At 54.7% G+C, this 24,721-nt stretch carries 21 protein-coding genes; 8 read left to right on the forward strand and 13 right to left on the reverse strand.

Features of this window, described 5'->3' with window-relative positions; genetic code table 11:
• Positions 1-221: 221 nt before the first annotated feature.
• The 9 genes from ACUN9X_RS11625 to ACUN9X_RS11665 all read right to left on the reverse strand — a co-directional run bounded on the left by ACUN9X_RS11625 (position 222) and on the right by ACUN9X_RS11665 (position 12,661).
• Positions 222-974: a response regulator gene (locus tag ACUN9X_RS11625; protein ID WP_260037969.1), complete on the reverse strand. Its 753-nt coding sequence runs from the start codon at positions 972-974 to the stop codon at positions 222-224.
• Between the two features lie 107 nt (positions 975-1,081).
• The gene (locus ACUN9X_RS11630; RefSeq protein WP_445473216.1) at positions 1,082-1,735 is read right to left on the reverse strand and encodes a sensor histidine kinase; all 654 of its coding nucleotides are present in this window, start codon (positions 1,733-1,735) and stop codon (positions 1,082-1,084) included.
• A 106-nt stretch (positions 1,736-1,841) separates the two neighbouring features.
• The gene (locus ACUN9X_RS11635; protein ID WP_445473217.1) at positions 1,842-3,494 is read right to left on the reverse strand and encodes a tetratricopeptide repeat protein; all 1,653 of its coding nucleotides are present in this window, start codon (positions 3,492-3,494) and stop codon (positions 1,842-1,844) included.
• 73 nt (positions 3,495-3,567) lie between these two features.
• Positions 3,568-7,083, reverse strand: a complete 3,516-nt coding sequence (locus ACUN9X_RS11640) for a PAS domain-containing hybrid sensor histidine kinase/response regulator (protein ID WP_445473218.1) — start codon at positions 7,081-7,083, stop codon at positions 3,568-3,570.
• 86 nt (positions 7,084-7,169) lie between these two features.
• The gene (locus ACUN9X_RS11645; protein WP_445473219.1) at positions 7,170-7,673 is read right to left on the reverse strand and encodes a hypothetical protein; all 504 of its coding nucleotides are present in this window, start codon (positions 7,671-7,673) and stop codon (positions 7,170-7,172) included.
• Between the two features lie 93 nt (positions 7,674-7,766).
• Positions 7,767-9,533, reverse strand: coding sequence for a sodium:solute symporter family protein (locus tag ACUN9X_RS11650; protein WP_260037964.1), 1,767 nt, complete (start codon positions 9,531-9,533; stop codon positions 7,767-7,769).
• 5 nt (positions 9,534-9,538) lie between these two features.
• Positions 9,539-9,802, reverse strand: a complete 264-nt coding sequence (locus ACUN9X_RS11655) for a DUF4212 domain-containing protein (RefSeq protein WP_260037963.1) — start codon at positions 9,800-9,802, stop codon at positions 9,539-9,541.
• 232 nt (positions 9,803-10,034) lie between these two features.
• A complete protein-coding gene (locus ACUN9X_RS11660; protein ID WP_445473220.1) occupies positions 10,035-10,730 on the reverse strand; it encodes a 3'-5' exonuclease in 696 nt (231 codons plus the stop codon).
• Positions 10,731-10,747: 17 nt separating this feature from the next.
• Positions 10,748-12,661, reverse strand: coding sequence for a putative nucleotidyltransferase substrate binding domain-containing protein (locus ACUN9X_RS11665; RefSeq protein ID WP_445473221.1), 1,914 nt, complete (start codon positions 12,659-12,661; stop codon positions 10,748-10,750).
• Between the two features lie 419 nt (positions 12,662-13,080).
• Between ACUN9X_RS11665 and smrA the strand changes: the two genes are divergently transcribed.
• From smrA to ACUN9X_RS11695, 6 genes are all read left to right on the forward strand, one after another.
• Entirely contained in the window at positions 13,081-13,698 is a 618-nt protein-coding gene (smrA, locus tag ACUN9X_RS11670; protein ID WP_445473222.1) for a DNA endonuclease SmrA, read from the forward strand.
• 94 nt (positions 13,699-13,792) lie between these two features.
• On the forward strand, positions 13,793-13,987 hold the full coding sequence (locus ACUN9X_RS11675; RefSeq protein WP_260037959.1) for a hypothetical protein: 195 nt from the start codon (positions 13,793-13,795) through the stop codon (positions 13,985-13,987).
• A gap of 168 nt (positions 13,988-14,155) precedes the next feature.
• Positions 14,156-14,782, forward strand: a complete 627-nt coding sequence (locus ACUN9X_RS11680; RefSeq protein ID WP_445473223.1) for a methylthioribulose 1-phosphate dehydratase — start codon at positions 14,156-14,158, stop codon at positions 14,780-14,782.
• On the forward strand, positions 14,779-15,336 hold the full coding sequence (locus tag ACUN9X_RS11685) for a 1,2-dihydroxy-3-keto-5-methylthiopentene dioxygenase (protein WP_445473224.1): 558 nt from the start codon (positions 14,779-14,781) through the stop codon (positions 15,334-15,336). The genes ACUN9X_RS11680 and ACUN9X_RS11685 overlap by 4 nt, the downstream gene beginning before the upstream one ends.
• On the forward strand, positions 15,336-16,034 hold the full coding sequence (mtnC, locus tag ACUN9X_RS11690; RefSeq protein WP_445473225.1) for an acireductone synthase: 699 nt from the start codon (positions 15,336-15,338) through the stop codon (positions 16,032-16,034). Before ACUN9X_RS11685 ends, mtnC begins: the two co-directional genes overlap by 1 nt.
• A 128-nt stretch (positions 16,035-16,162) precedes the next feature.
• Positions 16,163-17,206, forward strand: a complete 1,044-nt coding sequence (locus ACUN9X_RS11695; RefSeq protein WP_445473226.1) for a DUF3080 domain-containing protein — start codon at positions 16,163-16,165, stop codon at positions 17,204-17,206.
• 30 nt (positions 17,207-17,236) lie between these two features.
• On the opposite strand, the gene ACUN9X_RS11700 is transcribed toward ACUN9X_RS11695, so the two are convergent.
• The 4 genes from ACUN9X_RS11700 to arsC form a co-directional block, all read right to left on the reverse strand.
• Entirely contained in the window at positions 17,237-19,018 is a 1,782-nt protein-coding gene (locus ACUN9X_RS11700; RefSeq protein WP_260037954.1) for a GspE/PulE family protein, read from the reverse strand.
• Positions 19,019-19,101: 83 nt separating this feature from the next.
• Positions 19,102-19,458, reverse strand: a complete 357-nt coding sequence (locus ACUN9X_RS11705) for a DUF2069 domain-containing protein (protein WP_260037953.1) — start codon at positions 19,456-19,458, stop codon at positions 19,102-19,104.
• 72 nt (positions 19,459-19,530) lie between these two features.
• Positions 19,531-20,136 (reverse strand): NAD(P)H:quinone oxidoreductase, encoded by a 606-nt coding sequence (wrbA, locus tag ACUN9X_RS11710; RefSeq protein ID WP_445473227.1) that lies wholly within the window; start codon positions 20,134-20,136, stop codon positions 19,531-19,533.
• A 36-nt stretch (positions 20,137-20,172) separates the two neighbouring features.
• A complete protein-coding gene (arsC, locus tag ACUN9X_RS11715; RefSeq protein WP_445473228.1) occupies positions 20,173-20,526 on the reverse strand; it encodes an arsenate reductase (glutaredoxin) in 354 nt (117 codons plus the stop codon).
• Between the two features lie 57 nt (positions 20,527-20,583).
• Here arsC and ACUN9X_RS11720 point away from each other — a divergent pair, with 57 nt between their 5' ends.
• On the forward strand, positions 20,584-21,039 hold the full coding sequence (locus ACUN9X_RS11720) for a TlpA family protein disulfide reductase (protein ID WP_445473229.1): 456 nt from the start codon (positions 20,584-20,586) through the stop codon (positions 21,037-21,039).
• A 112-nt stretch (positions 21,040-21,151) separates the two neighbouring features.
• Complete coding sequence (gene dnaE, locus ACUN9X_RS11725) at positions 21,152-24,631, forward strand: DNA polymerase III subunit alpha (protein WP_445473230.1); 3,480 nt, start codon at positions 21,152-21,154, stop codon at positions 24,629-24,631.
• Positions 24,632-24,721 lie beyond the last annotated feature (90 nt).

The following is a 24,721-nucleotide window of genomic DNA, read 5'->3' on the forward strand; positions in this document are numbered from 1 at the left end:
AGTGAAACGAATCAGCGCCGATGGTAGTGTGGCTTTTGCTCATGCGAGAGTAGGTCATCGTCAGGCTCCTAATTCTGAAAACCCCAGCACAGCGATGTGTCTGGGGTTTTTTATTGGGCGGAATAAAAGAGCTCGTGAAAGCAAGACTCCAAGTGAAATGGCCCCGGCAGGTGACCCGCCGAGGCTGTTTTTCATTGTCAGCTTATCTGCTCGAACTGGCTCTATCCGCCTCCCGGGTTAACTCCTGTCAGTTCCACCAGGTGACTTACCATCTCTCTCACCACACCAAACTGCTGGTTAATGGTGCCCAGCACGCGTTCGAGCTGGACTATCTCGATGGTGAAAATGAGCGACATCACGATCAGGATAGAGAGCGTAATGAGCCAAAGGGTGCGCATGCGGCGGTAGCGACGATCGATCATTTCTGCCTGTCGAACCTGAAGCCCGGCGATCATGGTTTTAAGCTGGTGTAGCTCGTCGTGAGTGTCTTCGTAGGCGATTTCGAGGGTAGAGAGTCTACCTGTCAGGCGGCGACTGAGGACGGTGTCAGCCGCTTCATTAAGGAGGACGGCAGAGTCTTCCTCGTTTCTGTTGGTCTCCCTTTCACCGGCCAGGATTGATTCGATGGTGGCCAGCAGTTGATCCCGATCGATCTGCTTGCTGATAACGCCGGCTGCTCCGTGAGCCCTGGCATCTTCGAGATAGCGTTCGGCATTTTGGGAGGTGTACATGAAGACCGGAATATCGGCGGTATCGGGGTTCTTCTTGATGAGATCCAGCGCTTCGAAACCGTTAATGCCGGGAAGCAGGTGATCGAGGAATATCAGGTCGAACGTTTCAACCTGTAGTAATTTGAAGCCTTCTTCTGCCGAGGCTGCACCGCGTGTGCGAAGGTCTGCTTTCTGCAGCAGCCTCGAAAGAATAATACGCGCCGTTGAAGAATCATCAATGATGAGTGCCTGGCCGCGTGACATGGCGGTCTCCTTGTAGTTTTAGTCTCCGACCGCTTTAACGAAAAAAAGCGGACTATATCCGTGGAGTTCGCAAACGTTAGCGGCGAACCTGGCTGGACGCAAGGCTCTTAAGGTAGCCAGATCTCAAAAACGCCACCGTTTAATCGACCACCGTTGTATAAACATATGCGTCCGGCATTGCCTGCATTTTCATGCAGGCGTGCAACAGCCGATGCGAAGTAAAGTCCAAGCTGCGTGCTGCCCGTCGAAAAATTCATTGTTCCGGGGTGGGTCGGCTGATTATCGAGCATTTGCGCAGGGTAGCCCTTGCCGTCGTCAGCGACGCTGAGCACCAAAAAATCGTCTTGTTGTCGAGCTTCGATCTCAACGTGTGTTTTGGTATAGCGTATGGCGTTATTCAGGATATTGTTCAGTACACCGGCCACCAGGTCAGCATCGAAAAAGCCATTAATGTCTTCAGTGCTAATTTGATGGGTGATGTTGTGTCCATCCAGCAACGGAACGTGGCGCGCGACCTGGGATTCGAGAAAATCGGGAACAAAATGCTCTTCGATATTCGCAGTTAGCGATTCAACATCGATCCGGTATAAACCGAGGAGCTGCAGCAGGTCCCCATGAACCCGCTCAGTTTCATAGCGCAACGTATGAAACTTCTTTGACTCCCTTACCTCATCAGATAGCTCGGCGCCCAGTTCATCCATAGTGTGGAGTAGCATGCCGAGCGAGTTTTTCATGTCATGAACGGCTGATGCCAGAATCATTGAAAAATCAATCCTGGTTGCGGCATCAGTGGACGCGCGAGCAGCTGATCCGGTTGGCGAACGTGATGGCACTTTTTTGTCCTCTGGTTCGTTGTGCTCTGATTCGTCATGAGTCATCAGATAGCGCCTCAACTTTCGCCTTCAATGTCCTGAAGCGCTTATACTGCCGGTGACCATCAGGAAGGGAGTTGAGCGCCTCGATGCAGCCTTTGCACTCTTGAATCCATTCCTTGGTGCCCGGTTTCCCCGCGCCTTGACTCAGGCGAACCTGAATCAGATTGAGATTAAGGGCGGCGTGGTTCGGCACAAACGTGAGGGCCTCACGAAACGCTTTTGCCGCAGCTTCAGGGTTGTCCTGCTCGAATGCGGCGATACCCTGCTTGTTGAGCTGTCTCGCTGACATTTTTTTCTTGAAGCTGACGGGTTCATCCAGTAACGCTTCAATTTTGTGCTGAATGTCCGGCTCATCTGTATGCCGTTGCGCCAACTCTGCAAGGATAGCTTCGGCTTCGCTACTTCGTTTCAGCGCATACAGGGTTTGCGCGAGCTCAAGGCTGACATCCGTTTCCATCGTATTGACCGGGTCTGCCGGGAGCACACCTTCAAGCAATGCTTCGGCGTCGCCTGTTTGTTGCTGGCCGGCATGGACTCTGGCCTGAATAAGTGCGGCCCGGGTACAGGCGTTCTGATCCTCTTTGAACCGGCGCTGGAGCGCTAGCAGGGTTGTGCTGGCCTCTGATGCGAGCGCTTGTCCGTGTTCGCTCTCATCATCTTCACAGAGTTCGCTGAGTGATCGTGCGAGTTCAAGATAATGCGTGGCGCTGTCATGAATTGAATGCTTTCCAAGCTCGATAGTGCGTCGCCATGCCTGTGATGCGGCTGCGATATCCTGGTTGTCACTAGCGATTCTGGCCAGTTGTTGTTGCCGCAAGATAGCGTGAGGGGATCGTTCAGCGGCGCGTTCCAGAATGCGTTGCGCTGCAGCAAGTTTACCTTGTGCCGCAAGTGATCTGGCGAAGGCGTCGTAGGCTTCAACATAGTCCGGCTGGTTGGCAATCAGCGATTGGAGAATGCTACTGGCCTCATCGTAACGCTGCTCGGCAATGTAGGTGTTGGCAAGCCCCAGTCGGGCCCAGGGGATATCCCGTACCTGTAAGACGTCTTCGCAAACCTGTCGGGCATGATTGAAATCACCCATCCGGAAGTAGAGATCAGACAGGGTTTTCAGTATCCAGGTCTTGTAACGGGGTTGCTGGGGCAGCATCTGGACGCAAAGTGATACCGCCGCCGGGAAGTTTTCAAGTTCAATTTCCCGGTTTATCGGCGCGAGAGTGGTGCGCTGCAAAATCAGTGCGCTCATGCGTTGAGCCATCATGGCCTGGTTAATGGGTTTGCTCAGATAGGCGTCGGGCTGATGTTCCCGTGCACCCATGACCATTTCCTTGGATGTTTCAGCGGTGACCATAATGAAAAGCGATGTGCACTTGATCAATTTGCGATGGCGAAGCTCTTCAAGTACGTGCTGGCCGTTCTTGCCCGTGCCCAGATTGAAGTCACACAGAACAACGTCGAAGTTCTCGTAGGTACAACGCTGGAGGGCGGTGGCGCCGTTGCCGCAGACCTCTATGTGCCCGGCCCCCAATGAGCGTAGGATCTGGCGCATCGAAAGCCGGAAACTTTCGAAATCGTCGATGATCAGAAAGCGAAGCTTCTCAATAGCCGGAATCTTGGCGTTCTTGTTTCGGGCAGCTGTTGTCATTGTGCTGATGACTTTCGCGAAATTGAGCAAGTGGGTGGCGGTTGAATTGAGCCGTTGTTAAAAGGCTCTGCTGCTACCGCTTCTGTTTGAGCTGTTTATTGACCATCGCCCGCAGAGCTGCCGGTTTTACTGGCTTATAAAGAATCTGATAGCCCAGCTTCAGGGTTTCAGCTCTGACTTCTTCACCCATATACCCGGTGATCAGAATGCCCGGAACCGGCTTGCCAAAGTCTTTGATGAGCGCATTCATCGCATCAAGACCGTTCTTGTCGTCATCGAGTTGATAGTCAGCAAGAATGATGTCCGGCACAGTGCCGCAAAGTGCCGCCTGAGCCGCTTCGAGACTGCGCGCGGGCGTCACCGTACAGCCCCAATTGTTGAGCAACGCAATCATGCCGTCCAGTATATTCTCGTCATTATCGATACAGAGCACTGACAGATCTTTCAGGTTGGACAGCCCACGCGATGAGGCTGCCTTACCCGCGGTCTGAGGCTCCTGTGCGATAGGTTCCGCACTTGGTACGGTTATACTGAACATGCTGCCTTGGCCCTGCTTGGAGCGAACATGTACCGGGTGGCCCAGCATGGTGCTGATCCGGTCAACAATTGCCAGGCCAAGGCCAAGCCCTTTCTGGTCGCCGGATTGGTGGAGCCGTCGAAACTCTTCAAATATCTGCTCCAGTTTGTCCTGTGGAATGCCAGGTCCGGTGTCCCATACCTCGATACGCACATAGCCTTTCAGTCTTCTGCAACCGAGCAGTATCCGGCCTGTAGGGGTATAGCGCATAGCATTGGAGAGAAAGTTCTGGATGACCCGCCGTAACAACTGAGGATCTGTGTGCACCCAGGCTGTGCTGGGCACCATGCTGAGCTCAAGTGACTGGTCATGTGCAATAGCGGAAAATTCCGTTGCCAGATGCTTCAGCAAGTCGCTGACAGGAAAGCTGGAGAGATTGGGTTCCAGTGCACCGGCATCCAGTTTGGATATGTCGAGCAGGGTGCTGATGAGCTCTTCAGCCGCTTCGAGAGAGCTGTCGATGTGGTCGACCAGAACCTTGGTTTCGCCTTCCATCGCCTTGCCGGCAAGTGCTGAACTGAATAGTCGTGCGGCATTGAGGGGTTGCAGCAAGTCATGGCTCGCAGATGCCAGAAAGCGGGTTTTGCTCTGGTTGGCCTGCTCTGCAACCGATTTGGCTTTCAGTAACTGTTCATTCAGAACCTGAAGTTCCTGGGTGCGTTCCTTGACCCGCTGCTCCAGGTAGATGTTGGTTTCTTTGAGCGCCTGCTCCGTGCGGCGCATGGGTGTGATGTTCTGGAACGTGGTGACGTAGCCGCCTCCCGGAATCGGGCTACCCTCCAACTGAAGGACAGTGCCATCCGGGCGGTGCTGCTCATCTGAAAAGGGCAGGCCCTTCTGCATGCAGTGCATACGCTCATCAACAATTGCATCGACCTTTCGTGCGGGCAGGTTGGTGGTCACCATACTGTAACGGATGAGATCGCTGGATGGCCGCCCGGCCCGGACAAAGCCTCTGGGGTAGGTAAACATTTCCAGATACCGTCGATTCCACACTACAAGCTGTTGCTGCCGATTGACGACCGTAACACCCAGACTGATGTTCTCAATGGCTGACTGGAGCAGTTCCCGGCTGAACGTCATTGCCTGAGACGCTTCATCGACAATGCTGACCACATCCTCGATCTGCATGTCCCGGCCAGTCAGTGTCGATTCCAGCACCACCCTGGCGGTTGAGGCACCAATGACGGAGGCCAGTTGGCGTTCGACGTATTTCATCAGGTGAGTGCTGGCCGCCTTGTGCGGTGACAGGCGTATGGCGTTGCGACGTTCGTAATTGCGGAAAAGCGACTCTGCACGCTCGTCGCCCATAAACCTGTCAGCAAGCGCTTTCAGGTCAGCTGTCATGACTTCGCCTTCCCAGGCCTGCTGGTGCGGCGTTTCAGCCTTGGGTTCGGGATCATGGAAAAAGGAGGCGATCTGTATTTTCTCGCGGACGCGTTGACGCGTCAGCAGCGAAAGCACGATGTATAAAAGGATGTTGCTGCCAAGGCTCCAGATAATGCCATGACTGATCTGATCGAGCTCCAGTCCAAACAATGCAGTGGGCCGTGTCCAGCTCAGACCCCAGAGACCGCTTTCAATCAGCGTATCGCTTAGCCAGCCGGTTGACGTGAGCGCCGGTATAACGAGTGTGTAACACCACAGCAGAAAGCCGACGGCGAGGCCCCAGACGGCACCGGTATGGTTGCCTCTTCGCCAGACGATACCGCCAATCAGCGCGGGCCCAAACTGGGCAGCAGCGGCAAAGGAGAGCAGCCCGAAGGCTGTCAGGCTGTAGTCTGCTCCGGCCAGCCGGTAAAACCCGTAGGCAATCATCAACACCACAAAGATGGCTACCCGACGAATGACCAGCAGCAGGTAGCTCAGATCGCCGCGCCGATTCATTCTCGGCCGGAAGAACTTCAACAGCGCCGGCATGATGATTTCGTTGCTGACCATGGTCGCAATAGCGACCGAGCAGACAATAACCATGGCCGCTGCAGCCGATCCGCCGCCCAGGAACGCCAGTACGGCAAGCCACTGTTGACCCGCCTCTATCGGCAGGCTGAGGATCAGTATGTCGGGATTTGTTGTACCGGCGTTGGCGGCAAGGAGACCCGCACCGGCGATAGGTAACACGAAGGCGCTGGCAATGATCAGATACGCGGGCATCGCCCAGCGTGCGGTATCCAGATCCCGGTGGTCCGTATTTTCGACGACGGTGACATGGAACTGTCGGGGCAAGCAGATAATGGCGAGCATGGATATCAGTGTCTGGGTGACGAAGGATACCGGGTTAAAACTATCGGTTGTCAGTGTGCCGATAAGGTTGGCATCGCTGATCTGGGTGAACAGATCGCCGAAACCGTCGTAGAGGCCGTATCCTACAAAAAGGCCAACCGCGACAAAGGCCACCAGTTTGATGATCGACTCAAAGGCAACCGCTTGTATCATGCCGCGATGGTGCTCGGTTGACTCCAGATGCCGTGTGCCAAACAGAACAGTAAAGACCGCCAGCACCAAAGTGATATACCAGGCCGAGTCGCCCCAGGCCGCTTGGGTAAGCACACTATGAGAGTCGCCATTGCTCGATAGGACGTTGAAGCCCATTGCGATCGCTTTGAGCTGCAGTGCGATATAGGGAACGCTTCCAATCAGCGCGATAGCCGCGATCATGGCGGCCAGTGATTGGGATTTGCCATAGCGTGACGCAATGAAATCGGCTATCGACGTACTGTTATTGCGTTTGCTGATGTAAATAATGCGACGGAGCAACGTAGAGCCGAACAAGAACACCAGCAGCGGACCGAGATAAATCGGAAGAAACCCGATGCCTTCCTGGGTTGCGCGTCCTACCGCACCGTAGAAAGTCCAGGAAGTAAAATAGACAGCCAGCGATAGCGCGTATATGTGCGTGCGGGCAATACGCTTGCGGTAGAGCCCGGGGTGGCGGTCGCCAGCCCAGGCAATCGTGAATAGCAACGATATGTAGGTGATGGAAATGAGGCCCAGTAACCAGCCACTCAGCATATACAGCGTTCCCACGATTCAGATGTTATTGCGGCGTGACCAGACTTCTGGCGATGCCGCAGGGTGATTATCGGAAATTCAGTTGTTCAGCCGCAGGCCGCTTTCAAAAGCGGATCTTCCTTCGACAGCTGCCGGAGCTGCTTCATGCTGGCCTTGCGGTTTTCATCCAGAGGCACCAGTTGCAGGTTGTCGCAGTTCAATAGGTAGACTTTATCTGAAACGGAATCAACGTAGGATTTTTCGAAACGATAAAGGTAAAAGCTGACCACATGGCCATCGCCTGGCTCCTGCGAAATATTGTCGGTATCAAGTACCGTGAAACTTGTTACCTGCGGCACAAAAAGACTCCAGGGCCGCCAGATAATCCGTGACTCTTCCTTGGAAACGACGACCGAGCCTTCAGGCAGCTGTGATTGTTTGAGGTCGAACCAGGTATATTCCCCCTGAACGAGAAAGCCCATCATCCCCAGCCCGGCAAATACCGGAATAATCCACTTGGGTGCTTTTTTCCGGGTGATGGCCCGAATACCAAAAGCGATACCCGCAGCGCCCAAACCACAAAACACGGTTGCGACAAAATTCCAGAACATTTTGTTTCCCTTAAAAAAACGGGCTTCCCCATGAGGAAGCCCGTCGGAGTTCGCTGTTAACAGTCCGGAGACCGTCGCGAGCTACATTATGGATCAGTGATTGCTTGCACTTCCAGCGCCGCGTGGGTAGCGAACGCTTTCAACCAATTCCTGAATCTCGATAGGTGGCTCTTCCGTAGCTGAAGAGACTGCGAAGGCAACGATGAAGTTAATCAACGCACCGACCGCACCGATAGAGAGTGGAGAAATTCCAAGCAACCAGTTATCCGGTGTGTTGGCGAGGTTGTTGGTTCCGGGAATGAAGAACCAGCCCAGGAAGATGAAGATATAGACCAGTGTGAAGATAAGGCCTGACAGCATACCGGCTACCGCGCCTTTGTTGTTCACACGCTTGGAGAAAATACCCATCATCAGGGCAGGGAAGAGCGATGCCGCTGCGATACCGAACGCCAGTGCCACAACCTGAGCCGCAAATCCCGGCGGGTTGGCCCCGAGATAGGTGGCTACCACGATCGCTACAGACATGGTAATCCGTGCTGCCATCAACTCGCCTTTCTCACTGATATCCGGTTTTATCGCGCCCTTTATCAGGTCGTGACTCACGGATGACGATATCGCGAGCAACAGACCTGCTGCCGTCGATAGCGCCGCCGCAAGGCCGCCCGCTGCGATCAGACCAATAACCCAACTTGGCAGATTGGCGATTTCAGGGTTGGCGAGAACCAGAATGTCACGGTTGACGACTAGCTCGTTGCCTTTCCAGCCACGAGCGGTGGCAGTGGGTTCAAACTCTGGTGAATCGTTGTACAGCTCGATACGCCCGTTGCTGTTCTTGTCCTCATACGTGATCAGGCCGGTTTCTTCCCATGCCTTCACCCAGTCCGGACGCGCTTCATATTCGATTGGCTGACTGGTTGGACCATCAGGGTAGATGGTTGTCATCAGGTTCAGTCGAGCCATTGAAGCAACAGCCGGTGCTGTCAGGTACAGCAATGCGATGAATACCAGCGCCCAGCCTGCTGACCAGCGTGCGTCGGCAACTTTTGGCACAGTGAAGAAGCGGATGATGACGTGAGGCAGACCGGCAGTACCGATCATCAAAGTCAGGGTGAACAGCACCATGTTGAGTTTGTTATCAACATCCGCCGTGTAATCCTGGAAACCCAGAGCCGTAATGACTTCGTCCAGTTTCTGCAGCAGTGGCAGGCCGGATTCAGTGTGAGTAGAGAACAGGCCGATGGCCGGAATCGCAGTGTCGGTCAGTTGCAGAGAGATGAAAATTGCCGGAATGGTGTAGGCAATGATCAGCACAATGTACTGGGCAACCTGAGTGTAGGTGATGCCTTTCATGCCGCCCAGAACCGCGTAGATGAAGACAACAATCGCCGCGATAATCAGGCCGGTGGTGCTGTCGACTTCAAGAAAGCGTGAGAAAGCAACCCCGGCACCGGCCATCTGGCCGATAACGTAGGTGACTGACGCCACGATAAGGCAGGCAACGGCGACAAAGCGCGCGTTCTTGCTGTAGAAGCGATCACCGATAAATTCCGGAACGGTGAATTTTCCGAACTTCCGAAGATAAGGTGCAAGCAGCATGGCCAGAAGCACATAGCCACCGGTCCAGCCCATCAGGAAGGTCGAGTTGGCGTAACCGCCGGCCGCAATCAGACCCGCCATGGAGATGAAGGATGCCGCTGACATCCAGTCTGCACCAATGGCCATGCCGTTGGTGATAGGGTGTACACCGCCGCCGGCGACGTAGAAGTCTTTGGTGCTACCGGCTTTCGCCCAGATAGCAATGGCGATATAGAGGGCGAACGAGCCGCCGACAAATATCAGGTTAACAGCAAATTGGCTCATCAGGCTTACTCCTCGTCCAGTCCGAATTGTTTATCGAGCTTGTTCATTCTCCAGGCGTAGAAGAAGATCAGAACGATAAACGTCAGGATTGAACCCTGTTGGGCAAACCAGAAACCGAGGTCGGTTCCTCCCACAGCAATCCCGGACAACAGAGGACGGAAGAGTATTCCACATCCGTAAGAGACGAAGGCCCATACACACAGGCTTCCGATAATCAGGCGAAGGTTCGCCTTCCAGTATTTCTCTGCATTTTCAGAATGTTGCGACATAGCAGCGCTCCAGGTTTCTTGTTATTGAGCTTGAGCTTCGGTAGGTGAGTCCTCAGAAGATCTATTGTTATTCATGTATGTATTTCATCTGTACCCACTATCAGACTTTACGCAGGAAAGCGTTTATAGATATTGGCAAATAGTCTAATTTTCATGTAAATGGAGCAGCTTGCTCATGTCAGCGCTGCATCTGGTGCGGAGCATTTCGAGAGGCGGCGACGCGGGAGGGAAATCACTGACTCTGGATGTGCTTCAGGCGGCGGGTATACCGAACTTTGTCGTTAAGTTCAGAGAGAGTGACGACGTTTTTCCTTGCGGCTTGGTTGAAAGCGATCAGGGCGAGTTCGGCGGTCGCCATTGCGTCAGCGGCAGCGTTATGGCGCTCACTGATATCCAGCTTGAAGTGCTCAATCCAGCTGTCCAGACGCCCGTCCTTTAGTTGCGCGTCAGGGAAAACGGCGGGTAGCACTTCAGCGACATCGAGCCACTCGTGCTTTCTCGTGTAGCCCAATGTCTGGCGTAGTGTCTTTTCCAGAAAGCGCTGATCGAATGCGGCATGAAAGGCGAGAATGACGCTTCCCTGCATCCATGCGAGCAACCGCTTCAGGGTGTCCTCAAGTTCATGGCCACTGGCGAGTGCCTCGTTTCCAATGCCGTGTATGAGTACAGTTTTCGAGATATCCAGTTCAGGCCGCCTGAGTATCAGATCAAACTGGTCGCGATACTGGATCCGCAGGTTATCAATGCCGATTGCGCCAATCGCAATTACATCGTCCTTGTTAACGTTAAGTCCGGTGGTCTCCAGATCAAGCACGATCAGGCGCACGCTATCCAGGCGCCGGCCGTCCAGTTTCTCCGGGACAGGCAGGTGATCAAACGATGTGTCGCCGCTGCGCTGACCAAGCCAATGTTTAATGCTGTCGAACATGACGTGCCATTTCCGGTTCAGAGTTGATAGGACACTTCCAGTTTTTGCTGCAGGCGCTGGGCCTGACGGAAGGACTCTCTCAGGATGCGCCGGTCGAGCTGATTCAGATCGTCCGGATCTATGCGGTTCGTCGGCGCTTGTCCCGCCGCAAGTTGTTCCTGGTGGCTGCGCATTCTGATCATCTGAATCAGGTTATAGGCTTCCTTCCAGGCGCTGGCGTCCTTGCGATCGAAGACGCCGGACTCGGTCAGTTTCTCAATGCGCTCGAGGGTATTGGAGGCCGCAACCCCGTGGGCGAGGGCGTATATTCGTGCTGAGTCGACGAATGGCGTCAATCCCTGCTTTTTAAGGTCCAGCATGTGCTTTTCGCCGCCTTTTGCGTAGATGAATCCCCTGAATATATTGAGCGGTGGTCTGTGGGTCAGTGCGTTGGCTGCCATCATCTTCTGAAACAACGTGTTTTTCCGGGTCCAGCCCAGTACCTGTTGCTGCAGCGTCGCAACCGCATCGTCCGGCCCGAAAACGCTTCTGATATCCATGAAAATTGAAGAGTTAAGCAGGTTTTCCGGCGTTGCTGATTCAATAAATCGCCTGAACCAGTCCAGCCATTCCTCCATGCTGAGGCAAAGCTTGGGATTGCTCGCCATGATATTGCCTTTGCATAGCGTGAATCCGCATTGGGCCAGTTCGTCGTTTACCTTGCCAGCAAAGGGCAGCAGTTTTTCGCGTGCCTGATCGGCCGTCATGCCGTCGGGTGTTTCAAACAGTATCCCGTTGTCCTGATCGGTCAGAAGGGTCTGCTCCTGTCGGCCCTCGCTACCGAATGTCAGCCAGGTAAAGGAAATGCCGGGATCGTGGGTTTTGAGGTTCAGTTCCAGCACTCGCCTGACGGTGCAGTCGTTTAGTGTGGTAATGATACGGAGTATCTGGTCAGAGGCCGCGCCGTGAGCAAGCATGGTTTCAACCAGACGTCCGACATCTGCTCGCAAGCTGATCAGCGTCCGCAGATGCGCTGCAGTGCCAATCGTTCGGGCCAGGTGCACCAGATCGACCCGTTGCAGGGAGAACAGGTCCCGTTCCGATACAACGCCAATCAGCCGGTCATCGTCATCGACTACGCACACGTGGGCAAAGTGATGCTCTGCCATCAATAGCGCGGCTTCGAACGCATCTGCCGACGAATGCAGTCTGGCCGGATTCGGTGTCATGACGCTGGCGACAGAGTCGTCCAGTCCGGCCTGCTCTTCGGCGATGAGGGTTCTCAAATCGCGCAGGGTGAAGATGCCAACGGGGCGCCTTTCATCATCAGTAATCACCATGCTGCCGACCGCGTTTTCGTGCATACGCGATACCACCTTCCGAATCGGCGCGTCGGGTGAGCAGACAATGGGATTGCGAAGGGCGTATCGCTCCAGCGGAGTATCCAGTGACTGGTTGTTGCCAATCGACGCCAGCGCTTTGGACTGGGCGTGACGATTGACCTGATCGAGCAGGCTGCTAACGCCCCGAAGGCAGAAATCACGAAAGGGTTCGCTGTCGGCAAAAATATGAACAAACGCATCATGATCAAGGCTGAGACAAAACGTGTCGCCGGCTGCCCTGTGAAGCGTTCGGGTAGGGCGCTCGCCGATCAGCGCTGCTACCGGAAAACATTCGCCCTGACTGATCTCGAAGGTCCGTTCGGTACGGCCATCACGCTTGTTTTCACGCTCGCCGCAAATCCGACCCTGTTTGACGATATTGAACTCGGTTACCACGCCATCGTCAGGTGACAGCACGACATCGCCGTCGGCAAAGAACCGCAGGGTAGTATTTTCGGCAAACAGGGCCAGATGACTGTCGTCCATGTTATTAAACGGCGCATGCTGCTGAAGAAACAGCATCAGTGAGCGCGTGTTATGGCTCGTCGATTCATGTGGGTCTGCCGGCATTGATTTCATCTCATTGGGGAATCAGCGCAGAAAAGGCTGAATGGATGTCAGTTCCCGTACCAGTGTAGCTGACAGGGCGTTGTGGGGAAGGGGGTGATGTTAAGACTAATGTACAACGGAAAGCGTGCCATGCATTGCGTATGGTGTATGCAGTTGCTTCATCTTGATCTCCTGTGAAGCAGCTGTCTGTGGTGTCTGAAAGCTTAAGGGAATGTGTTGTTCCCGATTTATGCTACCCCGGGTCCCTCCGGGGTTTTTTATGCCTTGTCTTTTCATCCCGACACTCATTCCGATACTTCGTCATCGTGTCGCCAGATCGCTGCTGGCGTATTCAGATCTCTACTATTCAACTTTCGTGCTCATCCCTCTGGTGGTAAAGTTTTTTGCAGTAGCAGACCGCCGCTTGATCAGGCTGGCTGATGTCTGAACAAGATGAACCGGATGAAGTCATGACCACTAAAGCCGAAAGACTGAGTTTTCTCGAAGAAATGAGCGATGTGCAGCGTATCAAGCGTCCTAACAAGGTCGATACGCAGGTACCGCGTGAGCTGACTCCGGGTCATCTGGAACGTCAGCGCTCGGCCGTTGATTCACCCATTAAAGATCGCAATCCGTTGACTGCTGAGCATGTTGAGCCGCTTAAAAGTCATGATGTGCTGGCTTATCAGCGTCCGGGGATTCAGCACGGTGTCTACAAGAAGCTGCGACTCGGTCAATATCAGATTGAAGCGCGGCTTGATCTTCACCGAATGACCGTGGAAGAGGCTCGCCGGGAGGTATTTGGTTTTATCAACGACTGTGTCCGTTATGGCTTGCGATCAGTTCTTATTTTACACGGTAAGGGTGAGCGCAATCCTGATGGGATTGCACAGCTCAAGAGCTATCTCGCCAAGTGGCTACCAGAGCTTACTGATGTCATGGCGTTTTATTCAGCCCAGAAGCACCACGGCGGCACTGGCGCAGTTTATGTGATGCTGCGTAAAGGTGATCAGGACAAGTTGCGCAACCGTGAACGCTACGGTGCGAAATCTGAATAAGTCTGTGACTGATGTGTCAACTTTGTAATAGGTGCTCCCCGGGCTTTGTGTTGCAATAGACGACTGAATTGAATGACGAGATCAGGAGTATTTGATGAAGAAGCTGATGTTGATTGCGCTTGTGGGCATGCTGGCAGCCGGTTGCAGCAGCGACAGGAAATTCTGGGATGATAACGGCAAGCTTGAAGGTAAGACCGAGAATCGTGAAGTCTGGGATACCAACGGCAAGATGGATCAGGATGGTCGCAAGGTCTGGAATGACAGCGATGGAAAGCCTGTAGTTGAGTAATCGCCACGCGCGTTATTGAAACCGAAACGCCGGACCTCGTGTTCCGGCGTTTTTTTGTGTGGGGCGGGATGAAGCAAGTTGCGACACTCTCTATAATAGAGGCCGACAGGCTGCCCCTAGCTGGCGGAGCCGAATCTGATTTCTCGTATGATCGCCGCCGGAGGCTTGATGTTTGATGTGACCCGCTATGCCGCTGTTGCGCAGTCGTTGATTGAGGCCGGGCGTTTTCTTTATGACAACGGGTGGTCTCCGGCTACCAGTAGCAACTATTCCGCCCGTCTGGACGGGCACCATATCGCCATTACCGTGTCTGGCCGCCATAAAGGTCAGTTGGCAGCAGGTGATATCATGGTGGTTGATTATGCAGGCTGTCCGGTACAGAGCGACGCCCGCTCATCAGCAGAAACCCTGTTGCATACCGTTTTATATGAGCAATTCCCGGATGTTGGTGTCGTACTGCATACGCACTCTGTTAATGCGACCGTGCTGAGCCGTATGCTGTCGGGCAAGGAGCAACTGACACTGCAGGACTATGAATTGCAGAAAGCGTTCCCGGGGGTCACGACGCATGAAGCACCGCTCGTGGTGCCGATTTTTGACAACACCCAGGATATCAGTGCGCTGTCCGAGCGCACCCGCCAATGGTTTGCAGAACATCCCGAGCAGCCAGGCTATCTGATCCGCGGGCATGGCCTTTATACATGGGGAAAGACCATGGCAGACTGTTTGCGCCATGTGGAAGCATTTGAGTTCCTGTTCGCTTGTGAAATTGAAATGATGAAGGTGAGATCATGACCACACTGCGTATTTACAATGAACAACAGCCCGACCAGCCGGACGTTGTCACCGAGAGCACTGCGGAAATCCAGCGATTGCTGGGTGAGCAGGGCGTGCGTTTTGAGCAGTGGCCGACCCGTGATCTGCCTGCCGACGCAACCCAGGATGACATTCTTGACGCCTATGCCGACGAAGTGGCCAATCTGAAAGCAGAATGCGGTTTTCAGACGGCTGATGTGGTCAGCCTGACTGCTGATAATCCGAACAAGGATGTGGCGCGCAAGAAGTTTCTTGATGAGCATACCCACAGTGAAGACGAAGTGCGCTTCTTTGTGCGGGGCCAGGGCCTGTTTTATCTTCACTTTGGCGACAAGGTATACGCGGTGCTTTGCCAGAAGAACGACCTGATCAGTGTTCCGGATGGCACCCGTCACTGGTTTGACATGGGACCTGCGCCGGAATTTACCTGTATCCGTTTGTTTTCCAATCCCGATGGTTGGGTTGCCAGTTTTACTGGCGAAGATATCGCCAGTCAGCTTCCACGCTATGAGCGTCTGGTTGGAGCGGCCTGATGATTCGGGTAATCCTGACGGATATTGAAGGCACCACCAGTTCAATCTCGTTTGTGCACGACGTGCTGTTTCCCTACGCTGCGGCAAATCTGGCCGATTTTATCCAGGAAGCAGTGGCGCGGGATGATGACAAGGTCAAAGCCCAGCTTCGTGCGGTTGCCGAAGAAACCGGAGTCCCTGCAAGCGACGTGGATGGTCTGATTGCGGCGCTGCAGCAGTGGATCAAAGAAGACCGCAAGGCCACGCCGCTTAAAGCGTTGCAAGGCATGATTTGGGAAAAGGGTTACCGGAACGGCGATTTTCAGGGCCACGTCTATCCGGATGCCGGCGAGAAACTGCGGGAGTGGCATGACCGTGGGCTGCGCCTTTACGTCTACTCGTCAGGTTCGGTGCAGGCGCAGAAACTGATTTTTGGCTTCAGTTCAGAGGGTGATCTGACCCCATTTTTCAGTGGCTATTTCGATACCCGAATGGGAGCCAAGCGTGAGACTGCAGCTTATCAAAATATCCTGAACGAACTGGGCGTTGACGCTGACACTGTGATGTTTCTTTCCGATATCGAACAGGAGCTTGAAGCAGCAGAGGAAGCAGGAATGCATACTGTTTTGTTGGTGCGTGACGAATCCACGCCCGATACCGCTCGTCAGGTTGCCCGGGACTTTCAGGCGGCTGACGCAATCATTGCCGACATCGACTGATTGCCATCGTTTAAACCTGATATCCCGCTTCTCATATCTGGTACTTAACACCTCCGGCCTCCGGGGGTGTCCCATTTTTTACCTTCCTGCGTACACTGAGTAAGTCCTTTTCCTATTTCGAGTCTTTCATGCGATCGCTTGTCGGGTCATTGATCCTGTTGATGCTGACCGGGTGCCAGCCATTCTCCGAACCTGAGTCGATGATGGAGGAGTATGTCGAGCGCGTGGCGCGAGTGTTTGACCAACACGCTGAGCTCAGTCCGCTTCCGGTAACGGGGCTGTTTCCGCGCCGGCGTGACAGGCGCTTGCCAATGCCGGAACTGGACCTGAGCATGCTCGATTTTCTCTCGTTATACGGCTGCGACTTGCAGCATGTTGTTGGCGAGCGAAATTCCGGGCTGGGCCGTGTCATGCAGCCATTGAACCAGTTGCGGTATGAGTTGAAGTTTATTCACGCTGCGGACGATTGTATTGGAACACTTGAGGACGACCCTTCGCTGCGCGAAGCGGTAGTGTTTGCCAGACATTCAAAAGTCACCACGCTGCCGATTGCCGTCTGGAACGCGAGCTGGGGTGTGGAGGAAATCGAACCGCTGTTTACACGAACTGAAGGTGCTCTGCCTGTAACCGTTTCGGCGGCGGATATCAGCGATCTGGAGGTTGATGTCCGTCTGCTCGTTCAGCGACTGGGAGAGCTGCGTAAAGGGAAGCTCGATACCGATTTCGGGTTTTTGGGTGAGGTGCATCAGCGCTGGCAGGCGGAGGATCGGATGGGGCAGTTGATCAAGAGTGGACAGTTGCTGGTGACACGTCTGAACGATGCAGCTGATATCATCGAGCACCGGCTGGCGGCGCGTCCAGTCTGCCTGAATGGGCAGCCCAACAATCAGGCCGAAATCGCCCGCAGCATGTTCTTTGCAGTCTACGCGGGCAAGGTTCAGCCCTATATCGCGGCGGTGACGCGGATAAGGCAACATCTGCTGCCGGGCTTTCATGAGTTGGGCGCCACTCAGCGTAACGTCATGCCGGCAGCGTTTGAAGGCTATTTTAATCGCTACCTGACGGAGGCCGGAGAAAACAGCCTCTGGCGACAGCTGGATCAGGCGATCAAGCGGCATACCCGGCTCTGGCAGGATGTGCTCGGGCAATGCGGGATGCGCCCCGGTGCATGACCGTATTCGAGCGCCTTTACCTCAGGCGCTTTACCGCTGACTTTCAGGAGTGACCCTGAGCACCTCCTCAATGGTTGTCTCGCCAGCTGCAACCTTTTGTGCGCCGCTCAGTCGTAACGAGCGCATGCCCTCGCGATAGGCGTCTACCCTGAATTGCTCCAGATCGCAGTTTTCATCAACTGCAGCGCGTAGCTTGGGTGTCAGTTGCAACAGTTCATAGACGCCTGCCCGCCCGCGATATCCGGTGTTGCGGCATTCCAGGCAGCCGCCTGGCCCATAGACATCTGCTGGCAAAGGTGCTTTCCATGGCCGGGTGAGACTGGTCCAGGCATCGGCATCAACTGTTGTTTTAACTTTGCAATGCGGGCACAACAGGCGCACCAGTCTTTGGGCCATAACCCCCAGCACTGTTGCCCGAATCAGGTAAGGGGGGATGCCAAGCTCGATCAGGCGGGTAATGGCGCTCGGGGAATCGTTAGTGTGCAGCGTGGAGAGCACAAGATGCCCGGTCAAGGCGGCCTGAACCGCCATTTCAGCGGTTTCCAGATCCCGGATCTCACCGACCATCACAATATCCGGATCCTGACGTAGCAGGGCTCGCACACCTGAAGCAAATGTCAGATCGATGCCGTGCTGCACCTGCATCTGGTTGAAAGCCGGCTCGACCATTTCGATCGGGTCTTCGATGGTGCAGATGTTGACCTCAGGCGTTGCCAGATGCTTGAGGGTCGAGTAGAGCGTGGTGGTTTTGCCCGACCCCGTGGGGCCGGTGACCAGTACAATGCCATGAGGCTTGCCGGTCATCTCACGCCAGCGCAGGGTATCGTCCTTGCCAAAGCCAAGCTGGTCGAATGACTTGAGTAGAACCTCCGGATCAAAAATCCGCATCACCATCTTTTCGCCAAATGCCGTTGGCATGGTGGCCAGCCGCAGTTCAACTTCGGAGTTATCCGGCTTGCGGGTTTTGATACGGCCATCTTGCGGTCGCCGTTTTTCAGCCACGTTCAGACGGCCGAGTATTTTCAGGCGACTGACGACGGCTACGCCCACCTGGTCGGGAAATTCGTAAACATTATGGAGCACGCCATCAATGCGAAAGCGCACCTGGGTTATTTCCCTGCGCGGCTCGATATGGATATCGCTGGCGCGTTGCTCGTAGGCGTACTGCAGCAGCCAGTCGACAATTTTAACGACGTGCTGATCATTCGCATCGGGGCTCTTGTTGTCGCCCAGATCGAGTAGTTGCTCAAAGTTATGGATATTGGCCGCATTGCCACCTGCGTTGCCAACGGCCTTGCTGACGGAGTTTGCCAACTGATAGAACTCGACCGTGAACCGACGGATATCCTCGGGGTTTGCAACAACCCGGCGAATATCCTTTTTCAGAACGTGGCGAAGATTGGCTTCCCAGTCGTTCTTGAACGGCTCTGTACTGGCGATCCAGCATTCGTCCTTGTGGATTTCCACCGCCAGAATGCCATGACGCTGGGCAAAGGCGAATGACATCACACGGGCGACGGCGGGGGCGTCTATCTTGAGCGGATCGATGTGATAATAATCTTGCCCGGCCCAGTCGGCCAGCCAGCCTGCCAGGCGGTCCAGGCTCAGTTTTCGGCCGCTTTTCTGGCTGGTCAGCTCGGCTATGGCGACAATTTCCAGCGGATGGCGTTCAAGTGCTTCAGCGCCCAGGTTGGCGGCAAGCACGCGCTCCGCGTCCGGTTGGCTGATTTCCTGATCTTCAACCAGGGCTGTGCAGATATCCCGCAATGTAAGGGTGGAGCGGGGTGGCGCTGCAAGCTGGGTTTTCGACATACCACGGCCTCAAAGTTAGCGACAGTTGCATTGGGTTACCGAAGCTGCGGTGCAATCGACGCAGCGCCGGAAAAGTTGGACGCTCAGGCTGCCGGCCGGTTCAGTTTCAAATGGAACATAGCAGATACGAACAGCAGGAGTGCGATTATCGCGCTGACAGTGGCGGCTATCTCGCCTTCGCTCAGCCAGGCATTCACCACAAACTGGGTGAAGTAAAAAATCAGTACGAAGCTCAGCCAGATCATTCCCCGATTGTTGCCGTTCAGTATTACCGGAATGAATATGAGCAGCGGAACCAGCTTGATTGAGAGTATCAGTGGCAGTGACAGTGCTGGATCAGGTGCCGGCCAGAAAGTTGTGGCAAGAAGCATGGCGATTAATCCCAGATAAAGTACCTGGCAGATCAGCCGGGTGGTTCTGGCACGAGCAGAATGGAGCATTCAGTTGTCCTTGTCGGATCTGTGTTGGTTGTGAGAGGCAGCCGGCGGATAATAGCAGCGGCCGCCAAGCGTTCAGTTGCCGAGAGTCTTTGCCAGTCGGGCCAGGCGAGTGCCCAGCGCCTGGCAGATGGTTCTCTCGTCATTCGTCAGCGGCAACGATGTCTCGGTACCGGCATGATGGCTGGGCCCATAGGGCGTGCCACCTCCGGTCGTTTTGGACAACGCGGGTTCGGTATAGGGAACGCCGGTAATCAGCATGCCGTGGTGCAGCAAGGGGATGCTCATCGACAAAAGCGTTGCTTCCTGACCGCCGTGGAGGCTTCCGGTTGATGTGAATACACCGGCAGGCTTATCGACCAAAGCACCGTTGAGCCAGAGATCCCCAGTGGTATCGAGGAAATATTTCAGTGGCGCTGCCATGTTACCGAATCGGGTCGCGCTGCCCAGAGCCAGCCCGGCACAATGCCTGAGATCCTCAGTTGTGCAATAGATGGCACCTTCTGCGGGGACGGCGGGCTCAGACGCCTCGGTATTGGGTGATACCGGCGGCACGGTACGCACGCGCGCCTCCATGCCTGACACTTTGGATACGCCTCGCGCAATCTGCAGCGCCATTTCGGCAGTGTGGCCACTGCGGCTGTAATAGAGCACAAGGATGTAGGGCGCAGCATCAGACATTGGCATCTCCCGTTGATTGCGTCAGGAACAGGGGGTTCAAAGGATATCAAGCACGTCTTCAGGCGGGCGGCCCAGAGCCGCTTTGCCGTTATGAACAACAATCGGGCGCTCGATCAACTTGGGATGAGCGACCATCGCTTCAATCAGCTGCTCGTCGGACAATGATTTGTCGCTCAGGCCTTCGGCTTTGTATGCCTCTTCGCCTTTTCGAATAATATCCCTCGGAGCCCGTCCGAGCATGGATAGCAAGGTCTTCAGCTCATCCGCAGCTGGCGGTGTTTCGAGGTAGAACACGATCTCGGGTGTGATCCCGCGCTCTTCAAGCAGCGCCAGCGTCTGACGGGACTTGGAACATCGCGGGTTATGGAAAATTCGAGTTTGTTCTGTCATGGTCTTGCACTCTAGCTTTCAGGATAATTTGCCGCCAGTTTAACAGGAGCAACCTGCTTGAAGTACCTCAAACTCGTGATCTTTCTTGCTGTTATGACCGTGATAGCCGGCTGCAATCGTACGTCATTTCAGGATGCGCAGGGCAATTCACTCAGCTGGGACGATTTCCGGGGGCAGTGGGTGGTGGTCAATTACTGGGCTGAGTGGTGCAAGCCCTGCATAGAAGAGATTCCCGAGTTGAACGAGCTGAATCAGTCGCCGGACGTTACGGTTCTGGGCGTCAATTTCGATGGCGTCACCGGTGATGCGCTCACCCGACTGGGCAATAAAATGAACATTGATTATCAGATGCTGGCGGAAGATCCAGGCCCCGTACTTGGCTGGAAGTTGCCAGTTGGGCTGCCGGCATCGTTTGTCGTCGATCCTGATGGCAAGCTGATCGAGACCCGCTTTGGGCCACAGACTGAAGCATCACTGCAGGCACTGTTTTCCGAGTCGCCGAATGAAGGCTGATCGCCCCGACGGTTGGCTCCCTCGCCTGATTTAATAAGAAACGGGCGCTTTGTTGACGGCGCACTGTTAAAATTACCCGATATTTCCCGAACCGAGCTAAGCACTGACCCCCATGCCGAATAATTTTGTTCATCTTCGAGTTCACTCCGAATATTCACTGGTCGACGGACTGGTGCGGATAAAGCCTCTCATCAAACGGGTATCCGAACTGGATATGCCGGCCGTGGGGCTGACTGAACAATCGAATATGTGCTCGTTGGTACGCTTCTATAAAGCGGCGATGGGGGCCGGAGTCAAACCGGTTATCGGTGCCGATATTTGGGTCACCAATGAGGAAGAGCCAGAGAAACCCTTTCGGCTGACGTTGTTTGCCCGCGATCAAACCGGCTATCGACACCTCACTGAAATTATTTCTGTTGGCTATACAGAGGGACAGCTTTTTGGCGTGCCCATTATTCGCAAAGAATGGCTGGAGTCTCGCAGGGAAGGGCTGATTGCATTGTCCGGTGCCAAAATGGGCGATGTCGGTCGGGCATTATTGGCGGGCAAGGACGATCTGGCCCGTGAGCGAGCTGAATACTGGAAAGCGCTCTATCCGGATGCCTACTATCTCGAACTCCATCGCACGGGCCGTGCCGGCGATGAAGACTGTTTGCATCTCAGTGTTGCACTGGCCCAGGCGCTCGATCTGCCGGTTGTTGCTACCAACGACGTGCATTTCATCAATGAAGAAGATTTTGAAGCCCATGAGGCGCGCGTCTGTATCGGCGAAAGCCGGGCGCTGGACGATCCCCGCCGCGATCGCCGCTTCAGTGATCAGCAATACCTGCGCAGCGCTGACGAGATGATCGCGTTGTTTGAGGATATTCCGGAGGCCATCGAAAACACCGTCGAGATCGCTCGCCGTTGTACGGTCAAAGTCCGGATGGGCGAGTATTTTCTGCCGAATTATCCGGTTCCCGAAGGGCTGACGATGGATCAGTTCTTCCGCAAGGCCTCGGAAGAAGGGCTGGAATTCCGGTTATCGAAGATACTCAGCAAAGATGATCCCGAGTACGACAGCAAACGCCAGGTCTACTACGATCGCCTCAATTTTGAGCTGGATATCATTATCCAGATGGGGTTCCCCGGTTACTTCCTGATCGTTATGGACTTCATCAAGTGGGCCAAGAACAACGGCGTGCCGGTAGGGCCGGGTCGGGGGTCAGGTGCCGGGTCGCTGGTGGCCTATGTGCTGCTGATCACTGACCTTGATCCGCTGGAATATGATCTGCTGTTTGAGCGGTTCCTGAACCCCGAACGGGTTTCGATGCCTGACTTTGACGTCGACTTCTGTATGGAAGGCCGTGACAGGGTTATCGCATATGTGGCCGAGAAATATGGTCGCGAAGCCGTATCCCAGATCATTACCTTCGGCACCATGGCGGCAAAAGCGGTGGTGCGGGACGTGGCGCGGGTGCAGGGCAAATCCTATGGTCTGGCAGACAAGCTGTCGAAGATGATTCCGTTTGAAGTGGGGATGACGCTCGAGAAAGCGATCGAGCAGGAAGAGCCACTTCGCGATTTTCTCAATCAGGATGAAGAAGCCCAGGAAATCTGGGAGATGGCGCTCAAGCTTGAAGGCGTCTGCAGGAACGCAGGTAAGCACGCCGGTGGCGTGGTGATCGCGCCCACCAGGATTACAGATTTCGCACCACTGTATTGTGATGATGAGGGTGGTAGCCCTGTAACGCAGTTTGATAAGGGCGACGTGGAGGAGGCCGGGCTGGTCAAGTTCGACTTCCTGGGTTTGCGTACCCTGACCATCATCAACTGGGCGCTGGAAATGATAAACCCGCGCCGGGAGAAGCGGGGCGAAGCGCCGCTGGATATCAACGAAATCCCACTGGTTGATGCCCGCTCGTTTGAGATGCTGAAAAAGGCGGAAACGACAGCGGTGTTCCAGCTTGAATCCCGTGGCATGAAGGATCTGATCCGTCGTCTGCAACCCGACAGTCTGGAAGACATGATCGCATTGGTTGCCCTGTTCCGGCCCGGTCCGCTGCAATCGGGCATGGTGGATGACTTCATCGACCGGAAGCATGGTCGCCAGCCTGTCTCGTACCCCCATGTTGATTTTCAGTACGAAGGCTTGAAACCGGTACTGGAGCCCACCTACGGCATTATCCTGTATCAGGAGCAGGTTATGCAGATCGCCCAGGTGATGGCCGGCTATACGCTGGGCGGGGCCGACATGCTGCGCCGGGCGATGGGCAAGAAAAAGCCTGAAGAGATGGCCAAACAGAAGCAGAGCTTTGTTGATGGTTGCAAGAACAACAACATCAGCGAGGCGCTGGCGGACAATATCTTCGATCTGGTAGAGAAGTTTGCGGGGTACGGTTTCAACAAATCTCACTCTGCAGCTTACGCGTTGGTGTCTTATCAAACCTTGTGGCTGAAGGCGCACTACACGCCTGAATTCATGGCCGCCGTACTGACGGCGGATATGCAGAATACCGACAAGGTTGTCACGCTGGTCGAGGAATGCCGTAATCTCAAGCTCGATCTGGTGTTGCCGGACGTCAGCATGTCCGAGTACACATTTACCGTAAACGACGAAGGTCAGATTGTGTACGGGCTGGGTGCGATTAAGGGGCTGGGTGAAGGGCCGATCCAGAGCATAGTTGATGCACGCGCTAAAGGCGGGCCTTTCCGGGATATGTTCGATTTCTGCCAGCGAGTTGATCTGAAGAAGGTCAACAAACGCGCGATTGAAGCCATTATCCGTGCCGGTGCAATGGATAAACTGGGCCCGGGCCGGGCGCGCATGATGGCCAGCATCGAAAAAGCGGTCCAGCAGGCCGGGCAGCATTCCCGCAATGAGAGTGCGGGGATGGTGGATATGTTTGGCGAAACACTGGATACCAGTGAGACCGATCCGTTCCAGGAAGTGATGCACGTTCGGGAGTGGACCGAAAAGGCGCGCCTGAAGGGCGAAAAGGATACGCTGGGACTCTACCTGACCGGCCATCCCTTTGATGAATACGAGAAGGAAGTGCGCCGGTTTGCCCGTCAGTCCATTGCTGACCTGAAGCCGGGCCGGGGATCGCAGCGTATCGCTGGTCTGGTAGTCGCGATGCGAACCATGAAGAACAAACGCGGTCAGACCATGGCGTTTATCACGCTGGATGATCGTACTGCTCGTATCGAGGCCACGCTGTTCTCGGAAACGTTCAATGATAATCGTGATCTGCTGCAGTCAGATGAGGTGATCGTGGTGGACGGCACGGTCAGTCATGACGATTATTCCGGATCAATCAAGTTGCGTGTCAGCGATGTGATGGATGTTGCGACTGCGCGTCAGCGATACAGTCGTGGATTGAAAGTATCGCTGCGTTCGGAGCAGCTTGGAAACGGCTTGCTGGACAAGATCGGGCAGACGCTGCAGCCCTATCGGGGCGAGGGTTGTCCGATCTGGGTTGACTACCTCAGTGACGAAGCAAAAACGCGGATTCAGCTGGGGGAGAGTTGGCGAGTCCAACCGAATGATGATTTGCTGATAAACTTGCGTCATCTTATCGGTGATCAGTCAGTTGAGATTGTTTACGACTAAGTCGCGACTGATCCCTGCGTTATCCGGAATTTTAAATTGTTTTTTCCGGCGTATCGCGGCTTGATTGCCAGGGTGCATTCAAGGCACCCT

The organism is Marinobacter sp. V032, assembly GCF_052645435.1.